General features: G+C 40.8%; 19 protein-coding genes, 1 tRNA gene and 1 other annotated feature. Of the genes, 18 read left to right on the plus strand and 2 right to left on the minus strand.

All coding sequences use genetic code 11. The annotated features are described in order from the left end of the window. Positions 1-185 precede the first annotated feature (185 nt). The 7 genes from V7161_RS08545 (at position 186) to yihA (ending at position 9,529) form a co-directional block, all read left to right on the plus strand. Positions 186-262, plus strand: a tRNA-Arg gene (locus V7161_RS08545). A 99-nt stretch (positions 263-361) separates the two neighbouring features. Then, positions 362-1,387 carry a tetratricopeptide repeat protein gene (locus V7161_RS08550; protein ID WP_335444060.1) on the plus strand — a complete coding sequence of 342 codons (1,026 nt, stop codon included), beginning with the start codon at positions 362-364 and terminating at the stop codon, positions 1,385-1,387. A gap of 169 nt (positions 1,388-1,556) precedes the next feature. Next, the gene (tig, locus tag V7161_RS08555) at positions 1,557-2,834 is read left to right on the plus strand and encodes a trigger factor (protein WP_335444062.1); all 1,278 of its coding nucleotides are present in this window, start codon (positions 1,557-1,559) and stop codon (positions 2,832-2,834) included. 375 nt (positions 2,835-3,209) lie between these two features. Continuing rightward, entirely contained in the window at positions 3,210-4,469 is a 1,260-nt protein-coding gene (clpX, locus tag V7161_RS08560) for an ATP-dependent protease ATP-binding subunit ClpX (RefSeq protein WP_223591105.1), read from the plus strand. Positions 4,470-4,755: 286 nt separating this feature from the next. Continuing rightward, positions 4,756-6,423 (plus strand): ATP-dependent protease LonB, encoded by a 1,668-nt coding sequence (gene lonB, locus V7161_RS08565; protein ID WP_289987957.1) that lies wholly within the window; start codon positions 4,756-4,758, stop codon positions 6,421-6,423. 200 nt (positions 6,424-6,623) lie between these two features. Next, the gene (gene lon / locus V7161_RS08570) at positions 6,624-8,951 is read left to right on the plus strand and encodes an endopeptidase La (RefSeq protein ID WP_335444065.1); all 2,328 of its coding nucleotides are present in this window, start codon (positions 6,624-6,626) and stop codon (positions 8,949-8,951) included. Further along, positions 8,948-9,529: a ribosome biogenesis GTP-binding protein YihA/YsxC gene (gene yihA / locus V7161_RS08575; protein ID WP_335444068.1), complete on the plus strand. Its 582-nt coding sequence runs from the start codon at positions 8,948-8,950 to the stop codon at positions 9,527-9,529. Before lon ends, yihA begins: the two co-directional genes overlap by 4 nt. 29 nt (positions 9,530-9,558) lie before the next feature. On the opposite strand, the gene V7161_RS08580 is transcribed toward yihA, so the two are convergent. After that, on the minus strand, positions 9,559-10,047 hold the full coding sequence (locus V7161_RS08580) for a LiaF transmembrane domain-containing protein (protein ID WP_335444071.1): 489 nt from the start codon (positions 10,045-10,047) through the stop codon (positions 9,559-9,561). Between the two features lie 203 nt (positions 10,048-10,250). Here V7161_RS08580 and hemA point away from each other — a divergent pair, with 203 nt between their 5' ends. From hemA to ysxE, 8 genes are all read left to right on the plus strand, one after another. After that, entirely contained in the window at positions 10,251-11,594 is a 1,344-nt protein-coding gene (hemA, locus tag V7161_RS08585) for a glutamyl-tRNA reductase (RefSeq protein ID WP_335444073.1), read from the plus strand. A gap of 14 nt (positions 11,595-11,608) precedes the next feature. Beyond that, entirely contained in the window at positions 11,609-12,442 is an 834-nt protein-coding gene (locus tag V7161_RS08590) for a cytochrome c biogenesis protein (RefSeq protein ID WP_335444075.1), read from the plus strand. 9 nt (positions 12,443-12,451) lie between these two features. Then, complete coding sequence (gene hemC, locus V7161_RS08595) at positions 12,452-13,390, plus strand: hydroxymethylbilane synthase (RefSeq protein WP_335444078.1); 939 nt, start codon at positions 12,452-12,454, stop codon at positions 13,388-13,390. Continuing rightward, complete coding sequence (locus V7161_RS08600; RefSeq protein WP_335444081.1) at positions 13,384-14,160, plus strand: uroporphyrinogen-III synthase; 777 nt, start codon at positions 13,384-13,386, stop codon at positions 14,158-14,160. The genes hemC and V7161_RS08600 overlap by 7 nt, the downstream gene beginning before the upstream one ends. Before the next feature lie 106 nt (positions 14,161-14,266). Then, positions 14,267-15,247, plus strand: a complete 981-nt coding sequence (gene hemB, locus V7161_RS08605; RefSeq protein WP_335444083.1) for a porphobilinogen synthase — start codon at positions 14,267-14,269, stop codon at positions 15,245-15,247. A gap of 25 nt (positions 15,248-15,272) precedes the next feature. Beyond that, positions 15,273-16,559, plus strand: a complete 1,287-nt coding sequence (gene hemL / locus V7161_RS08610) for a glutamate-1-semialdehyde 2,1-aminomutase (protein WP_335444084.1) — start codon at positions 15,273-15,275, stop codon at positions 16,557-16,559. A gap of 348 nt (positions 16,560-16,907) precedes the next feature. Next, the gene (gene spoVID, locus V7161_RS08615) at positions 16,908-18,011 is read left to right on the plus strand and encodes a stage VI sporulation protein D (protein ID WP_335444085.1); all 1,104 of its coding nucleotides are present in this window, start codon (positions 16,908-16,910) and stop codon (positions 18,009-18,011) included. A 91-nt stretch (positions 18,012-18,102) separates the two neighbouring features. Next, on the plus strand, positions 18,103-19,137 hold the full coding sequence (gene ysxE, locus V7161_RS08620) for a spore coat protein YsxE (RefSeq protein WP_335444087.1): 1,035 nt from the start codon (positions 18,103-18,105) through the stop codon (positions 19,135-19,137). A 19-nt stretch (positions 19,138-19,156) separates the two neighbouring features. On the opposite strand, the gene V7161_RS08625 is transcribed toward ysxE, so the two are convergent. Further along, positions 19,157-19,348 (minus strand): hypothetical protein, encoded by a 192-nt coding sequence (locus V7161_RS08625; protein WP_223591134.1) that lies wholly within the window; start codon positions 19,346-19,348, stop codon positions 19,157-19,159. A gap of 203 nt (positions 19,349-19,551) precedes the next feature. Between V7161_RS08625 and V7161_RS08630 the strand changes: the two genes are divergently transcribed. The 3 genes from V7161_RS08630 (at position 19,552) to V7161_RS08640 (ending at position 25,463) form a co-directional block, all read left to right on the plus strand. Continuing rightward, positions 19,552-20,871: an O-antigen ligase family protein gene (locus V7161_RS08630; RefSeq protein ID WP_335444090.1), complete on the plus strand. Its 1,320-nt coding sequence runs from the start codon at positions 19,552-19,554 to the stop codon at positions 20,869-20,871. 111 nt (positions 20,872-20,982) lie between these two features. Beyond that, positions 20,983-21,217 (plus strand) — a binding site (T-box leader). 208 nt (positions 21,218-21,425) lie between these two features. Further along, positions 21,426-24,068, plus strand: a complete 2,643-nt coding sequence (locus tag V7161_RS08635) for a valine--tRNA ligase (protein ID WP_335444093.1) — start codon at positions 21,426-21,428, stop codon at positions 24,066-24,068. A gap of 72 nt (positions 24,069-24,140) precedes the next feature. Then, entirely contained in the window at positions 24,141-25,463 is a 1,323-nt protein-coding gene (locus V7161_RS08640) for a bifunctional folylpolyglutamate synthase/dihydrofolate synthase (protein ID WP_335444095.1), read from the plus strand. The last annotated feature ends 69 nt before the right edge of the window (positions 25,464-25,532 follow it).

Below are 25,532 nucleotides of genomic sequence, written 5' to 3' on the forward strand. Positions count from 1 at the left end.
GACGGTCGTTAAGAGGGGTACATAATGCCCATGAAGCGAGAAAAAACGTGTTCCTGGTCATTAAGAACAATAAAAATTTTCATATCGAAAACTTAAACTAAAATAAAAATAAAAAAAGTAATAAAACCCGTTGACTTTTAGATATTAGGATAATATAATAAATCTTGTCCTTGATAATTAAATACGTCCCAGTAGCTCAGCAGGATAGAGCAACGGCCTTCTAAGCCGTCGGTCGGGAGTTCGAATCTCTCCTGGGACGCCATACTACATACCAATCATTATACTCACCATAACGGTGAGTTTTTTTTGTGCCTCATTTATGCTACAATATTTTCCAAGACACGCAAAAGGACGGATTATTATGAAAAAACGGGAAAAGGCGAAACGAATCGATAATGTCATTTTCTTTCCCGGAATCGAAAAAAGATTAACAGATAAAGGCTTAGAGAGCCTGCATAATAAAAAATTTCAAGAAGCTATTACCCTTTTAGAAGAAGCAAAAGAACTAGATCCAGAAAATGACGACATCCTAATCGGACTTGTTCTTGCTTATTTCGAGGCAGGCTCCTTTAAAAAAGCAAGAAAGCTCGCCAATGAAATGCTCCTAAAAGGCATTGGCGACTATTTTCAAATGGTAGACCTTTACTTAACAATCCTTATCCAGCTCCATGAATATCAAGAAATCGTCTCGACCATTGAAGCCTTGTTAGAAGAAAAAGAGATTCCACTAGACAAACATGACCATTTTTTAACCATCCTCCAATTCAGCCAGAGAATGGCGGAGAGTCGCAAGCTGGATATAAATGAACCCGAGATCGAGGAAAACCATACTCGACAGTTGAACCTTTTATCATCAAACAATCTAAATGAACAAATGCTGTTAATTTCGAACCTGGCAGAAAAAAATATCCGCCCCTATGTTCCTGAGATTGAAGAATACCTCATTACAGAAGAAGGGCATCCATTTATTAAAACGATTCTGTTAACGCTGCTCAAAGAGCAAGAAATAGATCGGGAATTAAAAATAACAAAATTCTCACAAGAAAACACAGTCATCCCCACGCAATTGCCGGATGTTAGACAACAGCCTAGAATGCTCCAAATTAAAGCTCTATTAGAAAAACAACTTGAAAGCAGTGACCCTATACTCTTTGAAAATATCAGCGGCATGATCGAGCGGATATTTTTTATTAGCTATCCCTTTGAATTACCACCAGCGAATCCTGCTTCCTGGGCTGCTGCCTTCTACACGTTGGCACAAGAATACATGGGCATTGACCCAAAAATAACCAAAGTAACACAGGAATATGGGGTTATACCACAGGAAATTGAGCAAGCGAGAGAACTAATTGAGCTAATTGAGAAAATTTCTTATCCTAATATATAACCTACAGTGTTGAAACACAGCAATCCTGTGTTATAATGTAGGGGTTGCATTGTGTAAAAAATTATATTTTACATTAAAAAAGTGGAAATATGACTTATTGGACAAGACATATTTCGATTCTTAATTCGTTATGAATGAAATGAGAATAGATGTTGGAGGGAAAATAGGTATGACAGTAAAATGGGAAAAATTAGAAGGCAACCGCGGCGTCCTTACAGTTGAAGTAAGTGCTGAACAAGTAAGCAAAGGTTTAGACGAAGCATTCCAAAAAGTTGTTAAGCAAGTTAACGTTCCAGGCTTCCGTAAAGGAAAAATGCCTCGTGGTATGTTTGAAAAGCGTTTCGGTGTAGAATCACTTTACCAAGACGCATTAGATATTCTTCTTCCAGAAGCATACGGCAATGCAATCGACGAAACAGGAATCGAGCCAATCGACCGTCCTGATATCGACATCGAACAAATGGAAAAAGGCAAAGAGCTTATTTTCAAAGCAACAGTTCAAGTTAAGCCTGAAGTAACATTAGGCGAATACAAAGGCCTAGAAGTAGAAGAGTTAGATACAAACGTAACTGACGAAGACGTTCAAAAAGAATTAGAAACACTTCAAAACCGTCACGCTGAGCTTGTTGTGAAAGAAGACACTGCTGCTGAAAACGGTGATACAGTAGTTATCGACTTTGAAGGATTCGTTGATGGCGAAGCTTTCGAAGGCGGCAAAGCTGAAAACCACTCTTTAGAACTTGGATCAGGATCTTTCATTCCTGGCTTCGAAGAGCAATTAGTTGGTGTTAAAGCTGGCGAATCTAAAGATGTAGAAGTATCATTCCCTGAAGAATACCATGCAGCTGAGCTTGCTGGCAAACCAGCTACTTTCAAAGTAACTGTACACGAAATCAAAGGCAAAGAGCTTCCTGTATTAGATGACGAGTTTGCAAAAGATGTTGACGATGAAGTGGAAACATTAGATGCATTAAAAGAAAAAATCAAAACTCGTTTAGAAGACAGCAAAAAGCATGAAGCAGAACACAACCTTCGTGACACTTTAGTGGAAAAAGCTGCTGAAAACGCACAAGTAGAAGTTCCTGAAGTAATGGTTTCTAATGAAGTAAACCGCATGCTTCAAGAGTTCGAACAACGCCTGCAAATGCAAGGTATGAACCTTGAGCTTTACTTCCAATTCTCTGGTCAAGACGAAAATGCACTTCGTGAACAAATGAAGGAAGAAGCAGCAACTCGCGTTAAAGTAAACTTAACACTTGAAGCAATTGCAAAAGCAGAAAACCTTGAAGCAAGTGACGAAGATGTAAATGCTGAGCTTGATAAAATGGCTGGTATGTACAACATGTCAATTGATGCAATCAAACAAGCACTTGGCGGCGTAGAAGGCATCAAAGGTGAACTTAAATTTAAAAAAGCGATCGACTTTCTTGTTGAAAACAAAAAGTAATTTTTATAAGTAATCGCAAGGCACGATTTTGATCGTGCCTTGTTTTATACATTTTTTCAATTACATATTATAATTATGTCAGGGAAACCTTTTTAACAATGGGCAGGAAAATCAATACTACATATCGAATTAATAATTTCCAAAGAGCTTTTAGATTTAATTTTAAAAAATATGGCAAAGATTAATGAGTACATAAGTTTCAAATGGTGCTTCTCCAAACAAAGCAAAACATAAAGCATTTTAGTTCCAGTCCATTGGCCAAATATGATACAATGCAGAATACATACCATTTTAGAAATAGTTTGAACTCGGCTTTTGTTTGGATGATCCACCAGCTTCAAAGAAGGATATAACACGTTTCAAGGGGTGAAAGAGTTGTTTAAATTTAATGATGAAAAAGGACAATTAAAATGTTCATTCTGTGGAAAAACGCAGGATCAAGTCCGTAAACTAGTGGCAGGGCCGGGAGTTTATATATGTGACGAGTGCATTGAGCTTTGCACAGAAATCGTTGAGGAAGAGCTTGGAACTGAAGAAGAAGTAGAATTTAAAGATGTTCCAAAACCGAAGGAAATCTGTGAAATTCTAGATGAATATGTCATTGGCCAGGATCAAGCAAAGAAATCCTTGTCTGTTGCCGTTTACAACCACTATAAGCGCATCAATTCCAACAGCAAAATTGATGATGTGGAGCTTTCCAAGAGTAATATTGCTATGATCGGGCCTACAGGAAGCGGGAAAACTCTATTGGCGCAAACATTGGCTCGTATCTTGAATGTGCCATTTGCGATCGCGGATGCGACTTCTCTTACTGAGGCAGGCTATGTCGGTGAAGACGTTGAAAATATTTTATTAAAATTAATTCAAGCTGCCGATTATGATGTAGAAAAAGCCGAAAAAGGCATTATCTATATCGATGAAATTGATAAAATTGCCCGCAAATCCGAAAACCCATCGATTACACGCGATGTTTCCGGTGAAGGCGTACAGCAGGCATTATTGAAAATTCTTGAAGGTACGGTGGCAAGTGTTCCTCCTCAAGGTGGAAGAAAGCACCCGCATCAAGAATTCATCCAAATTGACACCACCAATATTCTATTTATCTGCGGTGGAGCGTTTGATGGAATTGAACCGATTATTAAGCGCCGTTTAGGACAAAAAGTAATTGGTTTTGGTGCTGATCCAAAGCAAGCAGAGATTACTTCCAAAGAGCTGCTTTCAAAGGTATTGCCTGAAGACTTGCTGCGATTCGGCTTAATCCCTGAATTTATTGGCCGTCTTCCAGTTATCGCTAGCCTTGAACAGTTGGACGAGGCGGCATTAATTGAAATTTTAACAAAGCCAAAAAATGCGCTTGTAAAACAATATCAAAAAATGCTTGAAATTGATGATGTTGAACTAGAATTTGAAGAAGGCGCATTAACGGAAATCGCGAAGAAAGCGATTGAACGCAAAACGGGTGCCCGTGGATTACGTTCAATCATTGAAGGAATCATGCTTGATGTCATGTTTGACCTTCCTTCCCGCGATGATATTACAAAGTGTATCATTACGAAAGAAACAGTCATCAACAACAGCGTTCCGAAGCTCGTTTTAGAAGACGGAACAGTAGTTGTTGAAGAAAAATCAGCATAATTGTTAGAGGACCTGGCAGCTGTCGGGTCCTTTTTATTTTCCAAGAATTGTCTAATTAGACAAAGTCATCGGAAAAATAGACAAACCCATTGAAATGATAGACAAAACCCCCAAAAAAATAGACAAAGCACCCCAAAAAATAGACAAATCACTCTAAAAAATAGACAATCCCATCCCAACACAATTTCCCAGCATATCAGTTTCTTGCATTTTGTGGTTTATTCCACCTCTTGGCAGGAAATACTTATTAATATCTATAGAAGTACATAGTGCTGGAGGGAAAAAAATGAGTTGGACGGGGATTGCATTATTTATACAGCTGTTTTTTGGAATCATCATCGGGTTATACTTTTGGAATCTGTTAAGAAATCAGCGGACTCAAAAGGTTTCCATCGATCGGGAATCCCGAAAAGAAATGGAACAGCTTAGAAAAATGAGATCGATATCATTAACAGAACCATTATCGGAAAAGGTACGTCCCACAAGCTTCGAAGATATTGTCGGCCAAGAGGATGGAATAAAATCTTTAAAAGCAGCGTTATGTGGACCGAATCCGCAGCATGTCATTATTTATGGGCCACCTGGAGTCGGAAAAACAGCTGCCGCACGCCTCGTATTGGAAGAGGCAAAGAAAAACACGAAATCACCATTTAAAAAAGAATCCGTTTTTATTGAACTGGATGCTACTACAGCACGATTTGATGAGCGGGGGATTGCTGACCCGTTAATTGGATCCGTTCACGATCCGATTTATCAGGGGGCTGGAGCTATGGGCCAGGCTGGGATACCGCAGCCTAAACAAGGAGCTGTAACGAACGCCCATGGCGGTGTCCTCTTTATTGATGAAATTGGTGAACTTCATCCAATTCAGATGAACAAGCTGTTAAAAGTATTAGAGGATCGTAAGGTTTTCCTTGAGAGTGCCTATTATCACGAGGAAAATAACCAAATTCCAACCCATATCCATGATATTTTTAAAAATGGCCTTCCTGCCGATTTCCGCCTCATCGGGGCCACGACGAGAACACCAAGTGAAATTCCCCCGGCGATTCGTTCGCGCTGTATGGAGGTATTCTTCCGTGACTTAAACCAGGAAGAAATTGTGACAGTAGCAAAAAAAGCAGCAGATAAGGTAAATATGGAAATAAACGATACAGGTGTGAATACACTTTCTACCTATGCGCGTAATGGCCGTGAAACGGTCAATATGATTCAAATCGCAGCGGGACTTGCGATTACGGAAGACCGTAATTTTATTAAAGATGAAGATATCGAGTGGGTGATCCATTCCAGTCAAATGACTCCAAGAATGGAACGAAAAATCAATGATATTTCCCATGTTGGTCTTGTCAATGGACTAGCTGTGTATGGACCGAATTCCGGTGCGCTTCTTGAAATTGAAGTGACCGTCATTCCGGCAAAAGAAAAAGGAACCATTAATATTACAGGAATCGTCGAAGAAGAAAGCATTGGCGGACAAGGTAAATCGATACGCCGTAAAAGTATGGCGCGGGGCTCGATTGAAAATGTCATTACCGTTCTCCGCTCCATGGGTGTCCCGGCAAATGACTACGATATCCATGTGAATTTCCCAGGCGGTGTTCCGATTGACGGACCATCAGCAGGAATCGCCATGGCGACAGGGATTTATTCGGCGATTTATAAGATTCCTATCGACAACACCGTAGCAATGACAGGCGAAATCAGTATTCACGGAAATGTAAAACCGATTGGCGGCGTATATCCAAAGGTAAAGGCAGCCAAGAAAGCCGGTGCGAAAACGGTTATTATCCCGGAAGAAAATATGCAAACGATTCTAAATGAAATCGATGGCATTCAAATCGTTCCAGTTAATCATTTACATGAGGTATTTGAAATCGCCTTGAAAAATGATTATCGAAAAAATATCGCTATCCCCGCTTCCATTGAACTATCTAAAAAAGAGTCGATTTAACCAAACGCTTCGGTTTGACCTAAAAAGCAAACCGGAGTTTTTTTGTGAGAATGTTGGGGAAAATAATTATATTGATAAAGAGATACCCAGCCTAACTCTAAAAATAGACACGTAAAACCAAATAAGATAGAATTGTACAACAAAGACTATTCTGTATTTGCAGTAGTAAAAAAGGATTATGCATGTGGAGGTGCTGTATTATGGCGAAAAATAATGAATTGCTCGTCCCCCTCCTGCCGCTTCGGGGATTGCTAGTTTATCCGACCATGGTGCTTCATTTAGATGTCGGCCGTGAAAGATCAGTGCAGGCCCTTGAAAAAGCAATGGTAGATGACCATTTAATTTTTTTAACCACTCAAAGGGATGTCTCAATCGATGAGCCTTCTGAAGAGGATTTATACAAGGTTGGAACCTTAACAAAAGTTAAACAAATGCTTAAATTGCCAAATGGAACAATTCGTGTATTAGTGGAAGGACTAAGCAGGGCGGAAATTGTTGCTTTTTATGATGAAGAAGATTACTTTTCTGTCACCATCACCACCTTCGATGACCCAGAAACGAAAGATGTGGAAGACCAAGCCTTAATGCGGACGATGCTTGATTATTTCGAGCAATACATAAAATTATCCAAAAAAATCTCTGCTGAAACCTATGCATCTGTCGCAGATATTGAGGAACCCGGGAGAATGGCTGATATCATCGCTTCCCATTTGCCGATCAAGCTGAAGGAAAAACAGGAAATCCTTGAAACGATTGACGTAAAACAGAGAATGAACATGGTCATTGACACGATTCATAATGAAAAAGAAGTGCTAAATCTCGAAAAGAAGATTGGCCAGCGTGTCAAGCGTTCCATGGAAAGAACGCAAAAGGAATATTATTTGCGTGAACAGATGAAGGCGATCCAAAAAGAATTGGGCGATAAAGAAGGCAAAACAGGTGAAATTGCCGAGCTTACCAAAAAAATCGAGCAAGCGGGAATGCCTGAACATGTCCATCAAGCAGCGCTTAAGGAATTAGACCGCTATGAAAAGGTGCCTACAAGCTCAGCAGAAAGTGCGGTTATTCGCAATTATATGGAATGGCTGATTTCCATTCCATGGTCGAAAAAGACAGAGGATGACATTGATATCCTCCGGGCCGAAAAAATCCTTAATCAGGACCATTACGGCCTTGAAAAAGTGAAGGAACGTGTGCTGGAATATTTAGCGGTTCAAAAATTGACTAACTCCTTAAAAGGACCGATTCTATGTCTTGCCGGACCTCCAGGTGTTGGGAAAACAAGCTTGGCTCGTTCCATCGCCACATCGCTCAATCGCAATTTCGTCCGTGTATCGCTTGGCGGCGTCCGTGATGAATCCGAAATTCGCGGTCATCGCAGAACGTATGTCGGGGCGATGCCAGGCCGGATTATTCAAGGGATGAAGAAAGCAGGCACGATAAACCCGGTCTTTTTATTAGATGAAATCGATAAAATGTCGAGTGATTTCCGTGGCGACCCATCTGCAGCGCTGTTGGAGGTTCTTGACCCAGAGCAAAACCATAATTTCAGCGACCATTATATAGAAGAAACGTATGATTTATCGAAGGTCATGTTTATCGCAACGGCGAACAACCTGTCAACCATTCCGGGACCATTGTTAGACCGAATGGAAATCATCACAATTGCCGGCTACACTGAAATAGAAAAGGTTCATATTACAAGAGATCATTTGCTGCCTAAGCAAATCAAAGAAAATGGACTTTCAAAAAGTACCTTACAGGTTCGTGATGATGCCATTTTAAAAGTGGTCCGCTATTATACACGCGAAGCAGGTGTCAGAAGCCTTGAACGACAGATGGCGACGATTTGCCGGAAAACGGCCAAAATCATTGTGTCAGGTGAAAAGAAGCGCGTCGTAATTACGGATAAAAATGTAGAAGAATTTTTAGGAAAACCAAGATTCCGCTATGGTCAGGCGGAAACAGAAGACCAGGTTGGTGTGGCAACAGGATTAGCGTACACTACCGTGGGCGGCGATACTTTGCAGATAGAAGTTTCCTTAGCCCCAGGTAAAGGAAAGCTGGTTCTCACGGGTAAACTTGGCGATGTCATGAAGGAATCAGCACAGGCGGCCTTTAGTTATATTCGCTCTAAAGCGAAGGAACTGGGTATTGATGAGAATTTCCATGAAAAATATGATATTCATATTCACGTCCCAGAAGGAGCTGTACCAAAGGATGGACCATCTGCAGGAATTACGATGGCAACCGCACTGGTATCCGCGTTAACAGGGAGACCGATCCGCCGCGAAGTCGGCATGACCGGTGAAATTACTTTACGCGGCAGAGTGCTCCCGATTGGCGGCTTAAAAGAAAAAACACTGAGTGCTCATCGAGCTGGTCTGACAAAGGTCATCCTCCCGAAGGATAATGAAAAAGATATCGATGACATTCCCGAAAGTGTCCGAAATGAATTAGAGTTTGTTCCAGTAACACATGTAGATGAAGTATTGAAGCATGCTCTATTGGAAGGCGGAGCAGAATGAAAGTAGTAAGTTCAGATATAGTCATTAGTGCAGTTAAACCCGAGCAGTATCCGGAAACGGAACTGCCGGAATTTGCACTGGCCGGCCGTTCAAATGTCGGCAAATCTTCTTTTATCAATAAAATGCTGAATCGAAAGGGCCTAGCGAGGATTTCTTCCAAGCCTGGAAAGACTCAGACATTAAACTTTTTCCTCATCAATGAAATTCTTCATTTTGTTGATGTCCCGGGATATGGGTATGCAAAGGTGTCCAAGACGGAGCGGGCAGCCTGGGGGAAGATGATTGAAACCTATTTTACGACCCGCGAGCAATTAAGGGCGTGTGTGTTAATCGTTGACTTGCGCCATCCGCCAACACCTGACGACGTCATGATGTATGACTTTTTAAAGCATTATGAAATTCCTTGCGTTGTTATTGCCACAAAAGCGGACAAAATCCCAAGAGGAAAGTGGCAGAAGCACCTAAAAGTGACACGTGAGACGTTAGATATTGACCCTAATGACCATATCGTCCTATTCTCCTCGGAAACCGGGGAAGGAAAGGATAAAGCGTGGGCAATATTACAAAGCTATATGTAAACAAAAACCGCCAGGCTTAAGCCAGGCGGTTATTTTTTCTTTTTTAGTAAAAAATAAATACCAACAACGATTAAAAGAACGGGCCAAAATTTCCAAACCAAGCTCATCCCGTTTTGTAACAAGCCAAGATATCCCGCAATTTTATCATAAAAAAGCAGCAAAACTGCTAAAATGAGAAAGAGGAATGCTTGAAATAATCCTGTGTTGGTTTTTTGAAAACGGAGAAAGAATCCGATTGAAATAATTAAAATTAACATACCAATTGTATTTGTTGGCCAAAACGAAACGTGGCCGGCGAGATGAAAGTGAAGGCCAAATCCAGTCATGATAACACCGGGAAGGATGGCTTCGTGCTCATTAGCCCTATACCCTTGACCGAGGAAAGCAATTCCTACAATAATGATTAAAGTCGGCCAAGTGAAAAATTGTTGAAAAATAGTTATCCCTGCTTGCTGTAATAAAAAGTAGGCTCCAAAACCAATTAAAATAATTCCAGGGAAAATACGCTGGTTTTTCATAGAAATACACCACTTCCAGTAAGGTTCACTTGAATATCATCGATTTTTTTGATACTGTACATAGGGAAGTAATTTTGCCCATATAATTTTCTATGTTACCACATAGTTTCATTTAATGTTCACATTTTCCGAGCAAAAGTAAAAAATGCTCGTGATATAATCAATCTAGTTATTCATGTTATTAATGGGGGTGTTCTTAACAAATGCATATATTAGTTGTCGGTCTAAACTATAAAACTGCCCCTGTCGAAATCCGTGAGCGGTTAACCTTTAGTGAAACTGATCTTGTGGATGCCTTAAAAAAATTAAATACTAAGAAAAGCATCCTTGAAAATATCATCTTGTCTACCTGTAATCGTACGGAAATTTACGCGGTCGTCGATCAATTACATACAGGCCGCTATTATATTAAAGAATTTCTAGCTGAATGGTTTGGAATGGAACAAGCAGAATTTTCACCGTTCCTCTTCATTAATGAAGACGATGGTGCGGTCGATCACTTATTTAATGTCACCTGTGGACTTAATTCCATGGTCTTAGGCGAGACGCAAATCCTAGGACAGGTTCGTACAAGCTTTATGCTGGCCCAAGCAGAGGAAACGACAGGCTCTGTGTTTAACCACTTGTTTAAACAAGCGATTACTCTTGCCAAACGGGCTCATTCAGAAACAGAGATTGGTGCCAATGCGGTTTCTGTCAGCTATGCAGCAGTTGAACTGGCGAAGAAAATTTTCGGTTCTCTTGCCAATAAGCATGTGTTGATTTTCGGCGCTGGAAAAATGGGTGAATTAGCTGCACAAAACCTGCACGGCAACGGCGTCAAAAAAGTGACGGTCATTAACCGGACGTTTGATAAAGCGAAGTTGTTAGCCGGCCGTTTCAGCGGCGAGGCAAGAACAATTTCTGATTTAGAAAAATCGCTGGTCGAAGCAGATATTTTAATCAGTTCAACGGGTGCGAAGGATTTTGTCATTACAAAAGCCATAATGGCAAAAGTAGAAAAAATGCGGAAGGGCAAACCATTATTTATGGTGGACATTGCTGTACCGCGTGACTTAGATCCAGCCATTGCCGAACTGGAAAACGTCTTTTTATATGACATCGATGATTTAGAAGGAATTGTTGAGGCTAACCTGCAAGAGCGCAAAAAAGCGGCTGAAAAAATCATGCTCATGATTGAAAAGGAAATCGTCGACTTCAAACAATGGCTTGGGATGCTTGGGGTGGTTCCTGTCATTTCAGCTCTTCGCGAAAAAGCCCTTGCGATCCAGGCTGAAACAATGGAAAGTTTGGAAAGAAAACTTCCTAATTTATCAGATCGTGATATCAAGGTGTTAAATAAACACACCAAGAGTATTATTAATCAAATGTTAAAGGATCCAATTTTACAAGCAAAAGAATTGGCTGCCAAACCTAATGCCGAACAGGCAATGGACTTATTTATGAAAATATTTAATATTGAAGAGCTTGTTCACGAACAACATGCGAAAGCAGCCGAAACCAATAAAATATCGGTTACAGAAGCACAGGCTTCCTTTCAGTCATAAGGGGGCCCCCTATTATGTCTGATGTCTTTATGACGAGGCTTCATGAGTTTACAGTTGTTCTGTATGCCTTCTGTGTGTTGTTATATTTTTTCGACTTCATTCACCATAACCGGAAGGCAAACCGAACTGCTTTCTGGTTACTTGCATTTGTATGGGTTTTACAAACGGTGTTTCTATTTTTCTATATGAATAAGACAGGTAGATTCCCAGTACTCACGATCTTTGAGGGACTCTACTTTTATTCTTGGGTATTAGTAACATTGTCAATTGTTATAAATCATTTACTACGAGTCGATTTTATTGTCTTTTTTACAAATATACTGGGCTTTACCGTCATGGCGATTCATACCTTTGCTCCCATGCAATATCATTCGAACATTATGGCGAAACAGCTCGTTTCTGAACTTTTATTAATTCATATTACAATGGCGATACTGTCATATGGGGCTTTTTCCTTATCGTTTGTTTTTTCATTGCTATACCTGCTTCAATACGATCTATTAAAACGAAAAAAATGGGGAACACGGCTTATTCGGCTCGCAGATTTAGAGAAGCTTGAAAGATTATCCTACATATTAGCCGTTATTGGTGTTCCCATGCTCCTGTTGGCTCTCATATTGGGCTTACAATGGGCTTTTCTAAAGGTTCCCGGGATGCCTTGGTATGATATGAAAATTATTGGTTCTTTTCTATTATTAACGGCCTATAGCGTTTATTTATATCTGCGGATCGCGAAAAATCTATCAGGGAAAAAATTAGCCCTTTGGAATACAGCATCTTTTTTAATCGTATTAATTAACTTTTTCTTATTTGGTCGATTATCATCTTTTCATTTATGGTACTCATAGGAGGCAGTCATGCGAAAAATTATTGTAGGCTCTAGACGCAGCAAGTTAGCATTAACACAAACAAATTGGGTGATTGAACAGCTTAAGAAATTAGATCCCCGCTTCGAATTTGAAGTAAAAGAAATTGTCACGAAAGGTGATAAAATATTAGATGTCACCCTTTCCAAGGTAGGCGGAAAAGGGTTATTCGTAAAGGAAATTGAGCAAGCCATGCTGGATAAAGAGATTGATATGGCTGTTCATAGTATGAAAGACATGCCGGCTTTGCTTCCAGAGGGACTGACCATTGGCTGCGTGCCGTTCCGTGAGGACCACCGTGATGCCCTTATTTCTAGAGACCATGTTAAGTTAAACGATTTGAAGCCAGGTGCCATTATTGGTACGAGCAGCCTGCGCCGCAGTGCCCAGCTGTTAGCGCAGCGTCCGGATTTAGAGATTAAGTGGATCCGCGGAAATGTCGATACAAGATTAGAAAAATTAAAGAGTGAAGAATACGATGCCATCATTTTAGCGGCAGCAGGCCTTTCCCGCCTCGGCTGGGCAAGCGGTGTCGTGACTGAATTTATTGATGCCGACATTTGTATTCCTGCCGTAGGCCAAGGAGCATTATCAATCGAATGCCGCGAAGATGACAAAGAGCTTCTTGAGCTGTTTGAAAAATTCACATGCAAGAAAACGGAAAGAGCCGTTCGCGCTGAGCGTGCCTTCCTGCAAAAAATGGAGGGCGGCTGTCAGGTGCCGATTGCCGGGTTTGCCCGTATCGATGAAAACGATGAAATTGTCCTTACTGTTTTAGTCGGTTCTCCTGAAGGTCAAGAGATCTTTAAAGAAGAACTTCGCGGACAAAATCCGGAAGAGCTTGGTGTTCAAGCTGCGGATTTATTAACTCAAAAAGGAGCCAAGGACCTGATTGATCGAGTGAAACGTGAGCTCGAAGGTCAATGCTAAACTCCCTGCCTCTCCTTGATAAAAGAGTTCTTGTTCCAAGAGGCAAAGATCAAGCAAAATCTTTTTCGCAGCTTGTAGAAAGCTATGGAGGGATTCCCATTGAAATCCCTCTAATTGCCTTTCGGCCGATAGCATCAAATGATCGCCTTCAAGACTGTTTGAAGGCTCTTGATACATATGATTGGATTATTTTTACGAGTAATGTTACGGTGGAAACCTTTTTTTCTTTATTAGACGATCGTGTGACGGCTTTGCCGAAGGTTGCCGTCATTGGTAAAAAGACGGAAGAAGTTTTGAAGGAAAAAGGGGTTCAAGCTGAGTTTGTTCCTTCGGTGTATGTTGCCGAAGAATTTGTGGAGGAGTTTTTACCGATTTTTAAGAGCGGTTCAAAGGTACTAATTCCAAAAGGCAATCTTGCCCGTGAATATATCGCGGCTGCTTTAACGAAGGCGGGTGCCCAGGTTGACGAGGTCATCATTTATGAAACGTATCTGCCTGAAGAAAGCCGTTTAAAAGTACGTGGTATGCTGGCTGATGGAGAGATTGATATTTTAACCTTTACAAGTCCATCAACAGTAGAACATTTCATGGAAGTAGTAAAAGATTACGATTTGCATGAGCAGATGTCAAGCTGCATAATCAGCTGCATCGGCCCTGTCACCGAAAAAAAATTACATGAATACGGCCTTGCGGTGCATGCTTCACCAAAGGAGTATACCGTGAAAGACATGATCAATAGCACGATAGATTTTTTAGACAAGCATTGTTAAAATCGGATTCGCAAATAAAAGTGGTAAATTCGCAAATAAAAGCTGCGGATTCGCAAATAAACCAGAAAAATTCGCAAATAAAGCTATATTTTGGGAGGAAATTACTATGGATCTTCAATTTAAACGCCACCGCCGCCTGCGTTCAAGCGCAAGCATGCGCGCACTTGTTAGAGAAAACCACCTGAAAGCGGAGGATTTCATTTATCCGCTGTTTATTTATGAAGGAGAAAACATCCGCAATGAAGTTTCTTCTATGCCTGGAGTATTCCAAGTATCAATGGACAATCTTCAAGCGGAAATGGAAGATATCGTTGCTCACGGAATTAAGTCCGTATTGCTATTCGGTATCCCAAAAACAAAGGATGCTTGCGGAGAGCAAGCCTACCATGATCATGGCATTATCCAGGTTGCAACCCGCTATATAAAAGAAAAGTTCCCGGAAGTTATCGTTGTCGCTGACACATGCTTGTGTGAATACACCAGCCACGGCCACTGCGGCGTCGTAGAAGGGGAGAAAGTCCTTAACGATGAATCTCTTGAATTGCTTGTAAAAACAGCTGTAGCCCAAGCTGAAGCTGGAGCAGATATCATTGCTCCGTCTAACATGATGGACGGCTTTGTTGCAGCAATCCGCGCCGGTTTAGATGAAGCTGGTTTTCAAGAAATTCCAATCATGTCATATGCCGTAAAATATGCTTCTGCCTTTTATGGCCCATTCCGTGAAGCGGCAGAAGGTGCTCCGCAGTTTGGCGACCGCAAAACCTATCAAATGGACCCGGCAAACCGGATGGAAGCTTTTAGAGAAGCAGAATCCGATGTAGCCGAAGGCGCAGATTTCTTAATCATTAAACCTGGTATGCCTTACCTAGATATCGTTCGCGATGTGAAAAATACCTTTAATTTACCTGTTGTCGTATACAATGTCAGCGGTGAATATTCCATGATCAAAGCGGCTGCTTTAAACGGCTGGATTGACGAGAAAAAGACCGTTCTTGAAATGCTCATTGGCATGAAGCGTGCCGGTGCAGATCTTATCATTACCTATGCCGCAAAAGATGCGATTCGCTGGTTAAAGGAAGAAGAATAATCCATTTTTGAAAAGAGGGAAAAAGATGCGTTCGTATACAAAATCGATTGAAGCATTTAAAGAAGCCCAAAAGCTTATGCCAGGCGGTGTCAACAGCCCGGTCCGCGCCTTTAAATCAGTGAATATGGATCCGATTTTCATGGAGCGGGGTAAAGGCTCTAAAATTTATGATATTGATGGAAATGAATATATTGATTACGTCCTTTCCTGGGGTCCGCTTATCCTCGGCCACACCAACGACCGAGTGGTGGAAGGTCTTAAAAAAGTAGCTGAATTAGGTACAAGCTATGGTGCTCCAACCTTAATGGAAAACGAATTGGCAAAGCTAGTGATTGAACGTGTACCTTCAATCGAAGTGGTTCGCATGGTTTCATCTGGCACGGAAGCAACGATGAGTGCGCTTCGTTTAGCCCGCGGCTACACTGGACGCAACAAGATTTTAAAGTTCGAAGGCTGCTATCATGGCCATGGTGATTCATTATTGATTAAAGCTGGTTCTGGTGTAGCGACGCTCGGATTGCCAGACAGCCCAGGGGTGCCTGAGGGCGTAGCCTCCAATACCATTACTGTCGCTTATAACGATCTTGAAGGCGTACGTTATGCGTTTGAACAATTCGGTGAGGATATCGCTTGTATCATCGTTGAGCCGGTTGCCGGTAATATGGGACTTGTTCCTCCGCTTCCAGGCTTCTTAGAAGGGCTTCGTGAGATTACTTCGGCGAACGGCTCATTGCTTATTTTTGATGAGGTCATGACTGGATTCCGTGTTGGCTATAACTGTGCGCAAGGTTATTTCAACATTACTCCTGATATTACTTGTTTAGGTAAAGTAATCGGTGGCGGCCTTCCTGTTGGGGCATACGGCGGCAGAGCGGAGATTATGGAACGCATCGCCCCATCTGGTCCGATTTACCAAGCTGGAACCTTGTCCGGTAACCCGCTTGCCATGACAGCCGGCTTTCAAACATTAAGCCAGTTAACTCCAGAGCACTATGACGAGTTTATCCGCAAGGGAGACCTTCTGGAAAAAGGCTTTAAGGCAGCGGCTGAAAAATATGATATTCCAATTTCATTCAACCGCGCTGGTTCGATGATTGGTTTCTTCTTTACAAATGAAGAGGTTATCAATTATGAAAAAGCAAAAACTTCTAACTTAGAATTCTTTGCAGCGTATTATCGTGAAATGGCCGATCAGGGCATTTTCCTTCCGCCTTCACAATTTGAAGGATTGTTCTTATCTACTGAGCATTCCAACGAAGATATTGAAAAGACTATTCAAGCTGCTGAGATTGCATTCTCTAAGCTTAAATAGTATGGTTTATGGCACCCACCTTGTTTGGTGGGTGTTTTTTATTTAGTTAGCTACAATAATCAGCGGATAACGAGCTCTAATCAGCGGATAGCAGGCTTCAATTAGCGGATAGCGAGCTTCAATCAGCGGATTGCAGTTTCAATCAGCGGATAGCAAGCTCCAATTGGCGGATAACCCATTCCAATCAGCGGATACAACACTCCAATCAGCAAATCGAATCAATTTAACCCCATCCCACGATTCTTTTTCAAAGACACAATCTCTTTTTTATCATAAATAATCCACTTGGTTCATAGAGTGGAAGTGACATAGTGATTTTGCGTGAAGGAAACGAAAGGAGGAGTCGCTTTGTCCCAGGAGAATCAATCGTGTCTGCGATTTTCCTTGGAGGAGTCTCTGTGGTTTAGAAAAGGACAGGAAGTCGAAGAGCTTATCTCCATTTCTCTAGACCCGGACATCACCATCCAGGAAAACGATCAGTACGTAACCATAAGAGGTTCGTTGGAACTCACCGGCGAATATAAAAGTTACGAAGAAGGCGAAGTAAGCGAAGAAGAAGGGTTTGCCTCTCAAAAATTTGTCGAGCGAGTGGCAGAACGCGAAGGGGAAGAAACCTGTGAATTTTCACATCGATTCCCAGTCGATATCACCATTCCGAACAATCGGATTCAAAGTATTTATGATATTGATGTCCTCGTTGAATCATTTGACTACTCCCTCCCAGAGCGTAGCTGCTTAAAGCTTTCAGCTGAGCTGACAATCAGCGGCCTTTACGGAACTGAGCAGCAGGAGGAGGAGGAAATCGAAGTACCAGAGCCTGAATTTGAAGTACTTCACCGCTCCGAAACCGAAGAGGATGAAGTAGAATCCATTCAGGCTGCGTACCAAAGCAATTATCAAGACAATTTCTTGTTTGAAACGGAAGCAAGGAAACCGCTTGAAGAAGAAAGTGTTGACGTTTTACCGAAATTCCCAACCTTCAATTATCAGCCGCAGCAAAACTTCAATCAAGAAGAGGAAGAAGAAAACTATCAGCCTGCCTGGAGCTTCCAAGAAGCAAGAGGTGGGGAGAAAAAGGCGGTTGTAGAAGAAGAGAAAGTTGTCGTTGAAAAAGAGCCAGTTCAAAAAGTGGAAGTCAAAGAAGAGGAAGAAGTTTCAGCGGAAGAAGAAAGCTCCTCTTCATCAGATAATATAGTCCATAAGTTAAAGAAAAAGCTGCCGATTAAAAAGAAAAGCATGACATTGACAGAATTTTTTGCCCGGAAGGACGAGGGAGCAGAACAAGCGAGATTAAAGATGTGCATCGTTCAAAAAGGAGATACCGTAGACAGTCTGGCAGAACGCTACGATGTGTCCATCAGCAATCTCCTCCGTGTCAACCAGCTGGAACTGAATCAAGATGTTTATGAAGGCCAGGTATTATACATCCCGGCAACACTAGCTAAAAAATAATTTATTTAAAAAGAAGATGAGCGGGTTTTCTGACCTGCTCACCTTCATTTATCCGTGCTTCTGTTTTTCAAAGAAAGAGAGATGAGTTCTCATGAGTGACTCAAGCAGATTAGAAGAAATTTCGCCTATTTTACAAAACTACCTTGTAGAGCCTTATTTTGTTGAGGATTTTGGACCTGTTCAAAAAATCTATTCCAACAAAGGCACCTTCGCACTAAAAAAAATAGCCCCTACAACCGGAACCGATTTCATTCGTCACGTTCATCTTCTTTATCAAAAAGGCTATAATCGTATCGTCCCGATCTATCCGACGATGGATGGCAGATATGCTGTCCTCCACGAAAATAACCTTTATTATTTAATGCCATGGATGCCAGATGATCACCGAGAAGATCGTCAGCAAAAGAATCACCAGCTTTTCCGTGAACTGGCCAGACTCCATACCCTTTCCGCGAAAGAAATCACGATAAGCAAGGAAGAACGAACTGAACATTATGAAAAGACGATTCAACAATACGAAAAACATCAAGAATTCCTCGAGGGATTCGTGGATGAATGCGAAAAGAAGACCTATATGTCGCCATTCGAATTGCTTTATTGCCTGTACTACAATGAAATAAACCAGGCACTTAGATTTTCAAAAACGAAATTCGAAGAATGGTATGAGGGGACAAAAGAAAACGATAAGGCCCGAATGGTGATTACCCACGGGAAATTTTCATCTGAACATTTTCTATACGATGAACGGGGCTACGGCTATTTTATGAACTTTGAAAATGCACGCTATGGTTCGCCGATTCATGATCTTTTGCCTTATTTATCCCGCGCCTTAAATTCCAGCCCAAAGCGTAGTGATGATGTGATCGATTGGATTTATCATTATTATAAATATTTTCCGTTTAAAGCAGATGAAAAATTGTTATTCTACAGCTATTTGGCTTATCCAACTCCAATTATCCAAATGGCTGAAAAATATTATCGAAAGCAGCGGCCGAAAAACGAGTTGAAATTCGTCCGAAAGCTGCAGCAGCGATACTGGCATTTGAAAAACTCGGAGTATGTTGTGATGAGAATGTCGGAAATCGAAGCCCAGCAAAAAGCAAAAGAAGGAGCCCAGCAGCAGTGAAAACTGCATAATGGGCTCCTTAAACTACGTCAAAATAGATGGAAATCGCAATCGCGATAAAAACCGCTAATAATAAAACGTCAAAGACTGTAGGCAGTATCAGCGTTCGGATAAATTGAAATATCACAAAAGGGACAATAAATTGCCCGCATATTCTCCGGCACGTTCTAAACCAGGGTTGGTATTTAATTTTGTTGAAATTTCCTTTCACCTGGTAAATCTCCCCTTACTTTTATGACATTTATTTTATGTATATTCCAAACCCACTACGTATTCCCCTAAAATAAATCATTTTCATGAAAAATTCAGATTGAATAGTTTATTAGGAAATGGAATAATTAAGAGTAAATAATTTACCAGTTATATAGGAATATCTTTTCAGAGACTTTTGACATAAGGGAGTAATTATTATAAATGTATTGGTTTATCGTTTTGTTTCCGTTAATGATTTATCCGTGGGGAATCGATCCATACTACACCACGACTAAGACAAACTACTTATATCTTTTTGTGATCGCTGCCTGGCTGTTTATTATTTTTAAACGAAAACATCGTACTTTATTACCCGCAAGAGATGAATCAAAGGCCATCTATATATTATTAGCTTTCTTATCATTAGTGGAACTTTCAACTGCTTTTTCAACTTATACATATAGTTCGGTTTATGGCTCAATCGATCGAAAGGAAGGACTTATTACCTTCTTTTCTTATTGCAGTATTTTCCTCTTTTCATATAAGTTAATAGACTTAAAGAGAGTAAATAAAGTCTTTCCTGGCATTGCCAGCGTCTCAATGGTTGTTTCTGTGTATGGAATACTTCAGCATTATTCTTTAGATTTCTTGCCGAGAAACAGCGCAATGCGCGGTTATACTGGGACTTATACCTTTTTTGATAATCCTAACTTTTTTGGATCGTATCTTGTGTTGATTTTACTAGTCTCAATGATGATGTACTTAACGGAAACAAATAAAAAGTTATTATCGTTATATTTTATTGCCTCAAGTTTAGGCTTTATTGCTCTTATTTTTTCGAGTACAAGAAGCGGCTATGTCGGCGTTTTCTGCGGAACGGTTTTTCTTTCCCTATTTGTTGTCCTAAAAAGAAAATACCTTTGGAAAAAATGGGCTTACCTTTTAATCACATTAGGACTATTGCTTTTGGGAATTAATATTACAGAGAATGGTCAATATTTTAACCGGATAAACTCAGTCGTTACAGATACCTATAGTGTTGCTTCCAATCAAAGTACCGGCCATGAAGGTTCATCCCGCTTTTTTATCTGGGAAAAATCGGTGCCGCTTGTTCCAAAGTATTTTTGGGTTGGTTCCGGTCCGGACACTTTTGAATTTGTTTTCAAAGCATCTCCCGAGGAACTGCAAGAATTTTTTGGCACTCCCAACATTACAGTTGATAAAGCCCATAACGAATATTTGCAGATCGCCATTACATTAGGCACACCTGCACTCTTGACTTACTTACTTTTCATTTTTGTCATTTTTAGGAGGGCATTCAAAGCAGTTAGACAAGCAGAGGGGAATGAAAAACTAATTCTTTACGGGCTAATTGCAACAATTATAGGGTATTTAGTACAAGCATTTTTTAATATTAGTACCGTTCCGGTCGCACCGATTTTTTGGGCCATCCTAGGCATCACCATGGGCAAATCGGAATTTATTCTTAAAAATGCGAAAGCAGTACACCAATTTGAAGAACTAAATGAAAAAAGTGCATAATAAATACAATCAATTTCGTCTGATGCACATAAAGTATAAATAATAAAAAAATCGGCAATCATGATTGACGTGAAACCCTTTTTTTCGGTAGTATTACTATATAATTTAATTAGCTAAGCAAAGACAGGGAAGAGTACGATGCCAGCCTGCTTCAAGAGAGGGAAATCATTAGCTGCAAGATTTCCTAAGTGGAACATCCGAACGTCGCCCAAGAGCTTCTTCTGCGAAAAGGTCATTTGACTCCAGTAGTTGAGGACGGATGAAATCCGTTATCCAGTTAAGTGCCAATCATTTAATGTGATTGGAAAAAAGGTGGTACCGCGAAGCAACTCCATTCGTCCTTTTATGACGAATGGGGTTTTTTGTATTTAAGGTAAAGGGGCGGAGCGCCGCAACAATTTATCGCTAGATCTAATCATAGTGAAAAGTAATGATTTACCACTCCAGAAAGGGATAGTATAGCTTTGCTCACACCGCCTTTTTTTAAATGATTGGTGTTTTGCATATATTAATTCTCTTCTTTGGATAGGTTGATTAAAAGGAGGACGTTTCAAATGGAAACAAAAGAATTAACAATGCCAACCAAATACGACCCGCAATCGATTGAAAAAGGTCGTTATGACTGGTGGTTACAAGGGAAGTTTTTTGAAGCATTAAATGATGAAGGCAAACAGCCATATACAATCGTAATCCCACCGCCGAACGTAACAGGCAGACTGCACTTAGGTCATGCGTGGGATACTACTTTACAGGATATCATTACACGAATGAAAAGAATGCAGGGCTATGACGTTCTATGGCTGCCTGGTATGGACCACGCAGGGATTGCGACCCAGGCAAAGGTTGAAGAAAAGCTGCGTAGCGAAGGCAAAAGCCGTTATGATTTAGGAAGAGAAAAATTTGTAGAAGAAACGTGGAAATGGAAAGAAGAGTATGCTTCCCATATCCGCCAGCAGTGGGCAAAACTTGGTCTAGGCCTAGACTATTCACGCGAACGTTTCACTCTTGATGAAGGCTTATCTGGGGCAGTTCGTGAAGTATTTGTAACCCTTTATAACAAAGGACTCATTTACCGCGGCGAATATATCATTAACTGGGATCCATCCACGAAAACGGCTTTATCTGATATCGAAGTTATTTACAAAGATGTTCAAGGCGCTTTCTACCACATGAAATATCCGTTGGCAGATGGTTCAGGTTATATTGAAGTTGCGACAACTCGTCCTGAAACAATGCTTGGAGATACAGCGGTTGCGGTACATCCTGAAGATGAGCGCTATAAGCATTTAATCGGAAAAACCGTTATCCTGCCAATCGTTGGCCGTGAAATTCCAATCGTCGGCGATGATTATGTTGATATGGAATTCGGTTCTGGGGCAGTAAAAATTACACCAGCCCATGATCCTAATGACTTTGAACTTGGCAACCGTCACAATCTTGAACGTGTCCTGGTTATGAACGAAGACGGTTCGATGAACGAGAAGGCTGGTAAATACCAAGGCTTAGATCGTTTTGAATGCCGGAAGCAAATTGTTAAAGACCTTCAAGAACAAGGCGTTCTGTTCAAAATCGAAGATCACCTGCATTCGGTTGGCCACTCGGAACGAAGCGGCGCGGTAGTTGAGCCGTACCTTTCAACTCAGTGGTTTGTTAAAATGCAGCCGCTTGCGGATGAAGCGATTGCTCTTCAAAGCAAAGAAAACAAAGTAAATTTCGTTCCGGATCGTTTTGAAAAAACATACCTGCACTGGATGGAAAATATCCGTGACTGGTGTATTTCAAGACAGCTTTGGTGGGGACACCGTATCCCGGCATGGTATCACAAAGAGACTGGCGAAGTTTATGTAGGTCATGAAGCGCCAGCTGACAGTGAGAACTGGGAGCAGGATAAAGACGTATTAGACACTTGGTTCAGTTCAGCGTTATGGCCATTTTCAACAATGGGCTGGCCTGATACGGAAGCGGCTGATTTTAAGCGTTTTTTCCCAACAGACGTTTTAGTAACCGGTTATGATATCATTTTCTTCTGGGTATCAAGGATGATTTTCCAAAGCATCGAATTTACTGGCGAGCGTCCATTTAAAGATGTTCTCATCCACGGTCTCGTTCGTGACGAACAGGGTCGGAAAATGAGTAAATCATTAGGTAACGGTGTTGACCCAATGGATGTTATCGATAAATATGGGGCAGATTCCTTACGTTACTTCTTATCAACTGGAACATCTCCAGGTCAGGATTTACGCTATAGCACTGAAAAAGTTGAAGCAACCTGGAATTTTGCCAATAAAATTTGGAATGCCTCCCGCTTTGCGTTAATGAATATGGACGGCATGACTCATGAAGAAATTGATTTCAGCGGTGAAAAATCAGTTGCCGACAAGTGGATTTTAACCCGTTTAAATGAAACAATTGAACATGTGACAAGACTATCAGAGCGCTATGAATTCGGCGAAGTGGGCCGTTCTCTTTACAACTTTATCTGGGATGATTTCTGTGATTGGTATATCGAAATGGCGAAGCTTCCACTATATGGTGAGGATGAAGCGGCGAAGAAAACGACTCGTTCAATTCTTGCCTATGTATTAGACAATACGATGCGTTTATTACATCCATTCATGCCGTTTATCACCGAGGAAATTTGGCAAAACCTTCCTCATGCTGGAGAATCGATTACAACAGCGAAATGGCCGGAGGTTAGACAAGAGCTTTCCGATGATGAAGCAGCTGGGGAAATGAAGCTGTTAATGGAAATGATCCGCTCTGTACGGAATATCCGTGCCGAAGTGAATACACCATTAAGCAAGAAAATTAAAATGCTTGTTAAAGCAAAAGATGAAAAGATTTTAAAATCCATCGAAAAGAACCGCAGCTACATTGAACGCTTCTGTAATCCGGAAGAATTAACAATGGGTACTGAGGTTCAATCTCCGGAAAAAGCGATGACAGCCGTAATTACAGGATTAGAAATTATCCTGCCGCTTGAAGGATTGATCAACATTGACGAAGAAATTGCCCGTCTGCAAAAAGAATACGAAAGACTGAACAAAGAAGTAGAACGAGTTCAGAAGAAATTAAGTAATGAAGGCTTTATCAAAAAAGCTCCTGAAAGTGTAATTGAAGAAGAACGTGCTAAGGAAAATGATTATCTTGAAAAGAGAAGCATTGTTGAGGCGCGTATTAAAGAATTAAAAGGTTAATCAATAAAGAGACGAATCCATTTTGGATTCGTCTCGCCTTTATTACAAGACTAAATAGATGGAGTGTCAAGAATGTTTACTACATATCAAGAAGCATTGGACTGGATTCATGGCAGGTTGAGACTTGGCATTAAACCGGGGTTAAAACGGATGGAATGGATGATGGAAAGGCTCGACCATCCTGAAAATAAAATCAAGGCTGTCCATATTGGCGGGACAAATGGAAAGGGTTCGACCGTAACCTTTTTACGGTCGATTCTAGAAGCAGCTGGTTATACTGTTGGTACATTTACCTCTCCCTATATAGAACAATTTAATGAAAGAATCAGTATGAATGGAAAGCCGGTAAGCGATCAAGAAATCCTGGATTTAACCAATATCATCCTTCCATTAGCAGATGAATTAGAGGAAACGGAATTGGGTGGCCCAACAGAATTTGAAGTAATCACAGCCATGTCCTTCTATTATTTTGCCAATATGAATAAGGTTGATATTGTTCTGTTTGAAGTAGGTCTAGGGGGCCGGTTTGATTCCACAAATATTATTCAACCGTTAGCTTCGATCATTACAAACATTGGGCTCGACCACACCAATATTCTCGGAAATTCTTACGAGGAAATTGCTTTTGAAAAGGCTGGAATTATAAAAGAGAAGACACCTATTTTTACAGCAGTAAAACATCCAGGTGCATTAAAAGTGATTGAGGAGCAGGCTGAAAAGAAGGAAGCACCCATTTATCGGTTAAAACAGGAATTCTCGATAAGCTCTCATACATCGCTCACAAAAGGCGAAGTTTTTAATTTAAAAACTCAAACAATAAACTTGGACCATCTTGAAATCAGCATGATTGGCCAGCATCAAACGGAAAATGCTTCACTCGCTGTTTGTACGGGGCAATTTTTGAATCAAGTCAGCTCGTTCAATATTTCTGAAGAAGCTATCAGGAACGGATTAAAATCAGCCTACTGGCCTGGAAGATTCGAAATCCTTTCGGAAAATCCACTGGTTATTATCGATGGCGCCCATAATGATGAGGGAATCACGGCATTAGTTCATGAATTATCTTCTAGATATGCAAATCGAAATATCCATATCATTTTTGCCGCGTTAAAGGATAAGAAGCTCGATAAAATGATCGCCAAGCTCGATTCCATCGCTAATCAAATTTCCTTTGTCAGCTTTGATTTCCCGCGTGCCGCCGATGCAAAGGATTTGCTGAACATCTCCCAATCACAAAACAAAGTGGCCGTTGACAACTGGAAATCTTATATAGTAGAAGAGATGCAAAACCTTCAAGAAAATAGCATGATGGTCGTGACAGGGTCTCTTTATTTTATTTCGGAAGCAAAACCATTTATATGTAAAAATTTGAAAAATTTGACGATTCCATTGTGACAATCCTCCTATAATTTGTTAAAATAAATTTATCTTGAATTAATAATATTCCTATGGGGAGGGGGAGGA

The sequence above is a fragment of the Neobacillus drentensis genome (genome assembly GCF_036965425.1).
GTDB lineage: Bacteria > Bacillota > Bacilli > Bacillales > Cytobacillaceae > Neobacillus > Neobacillus drentensis_F.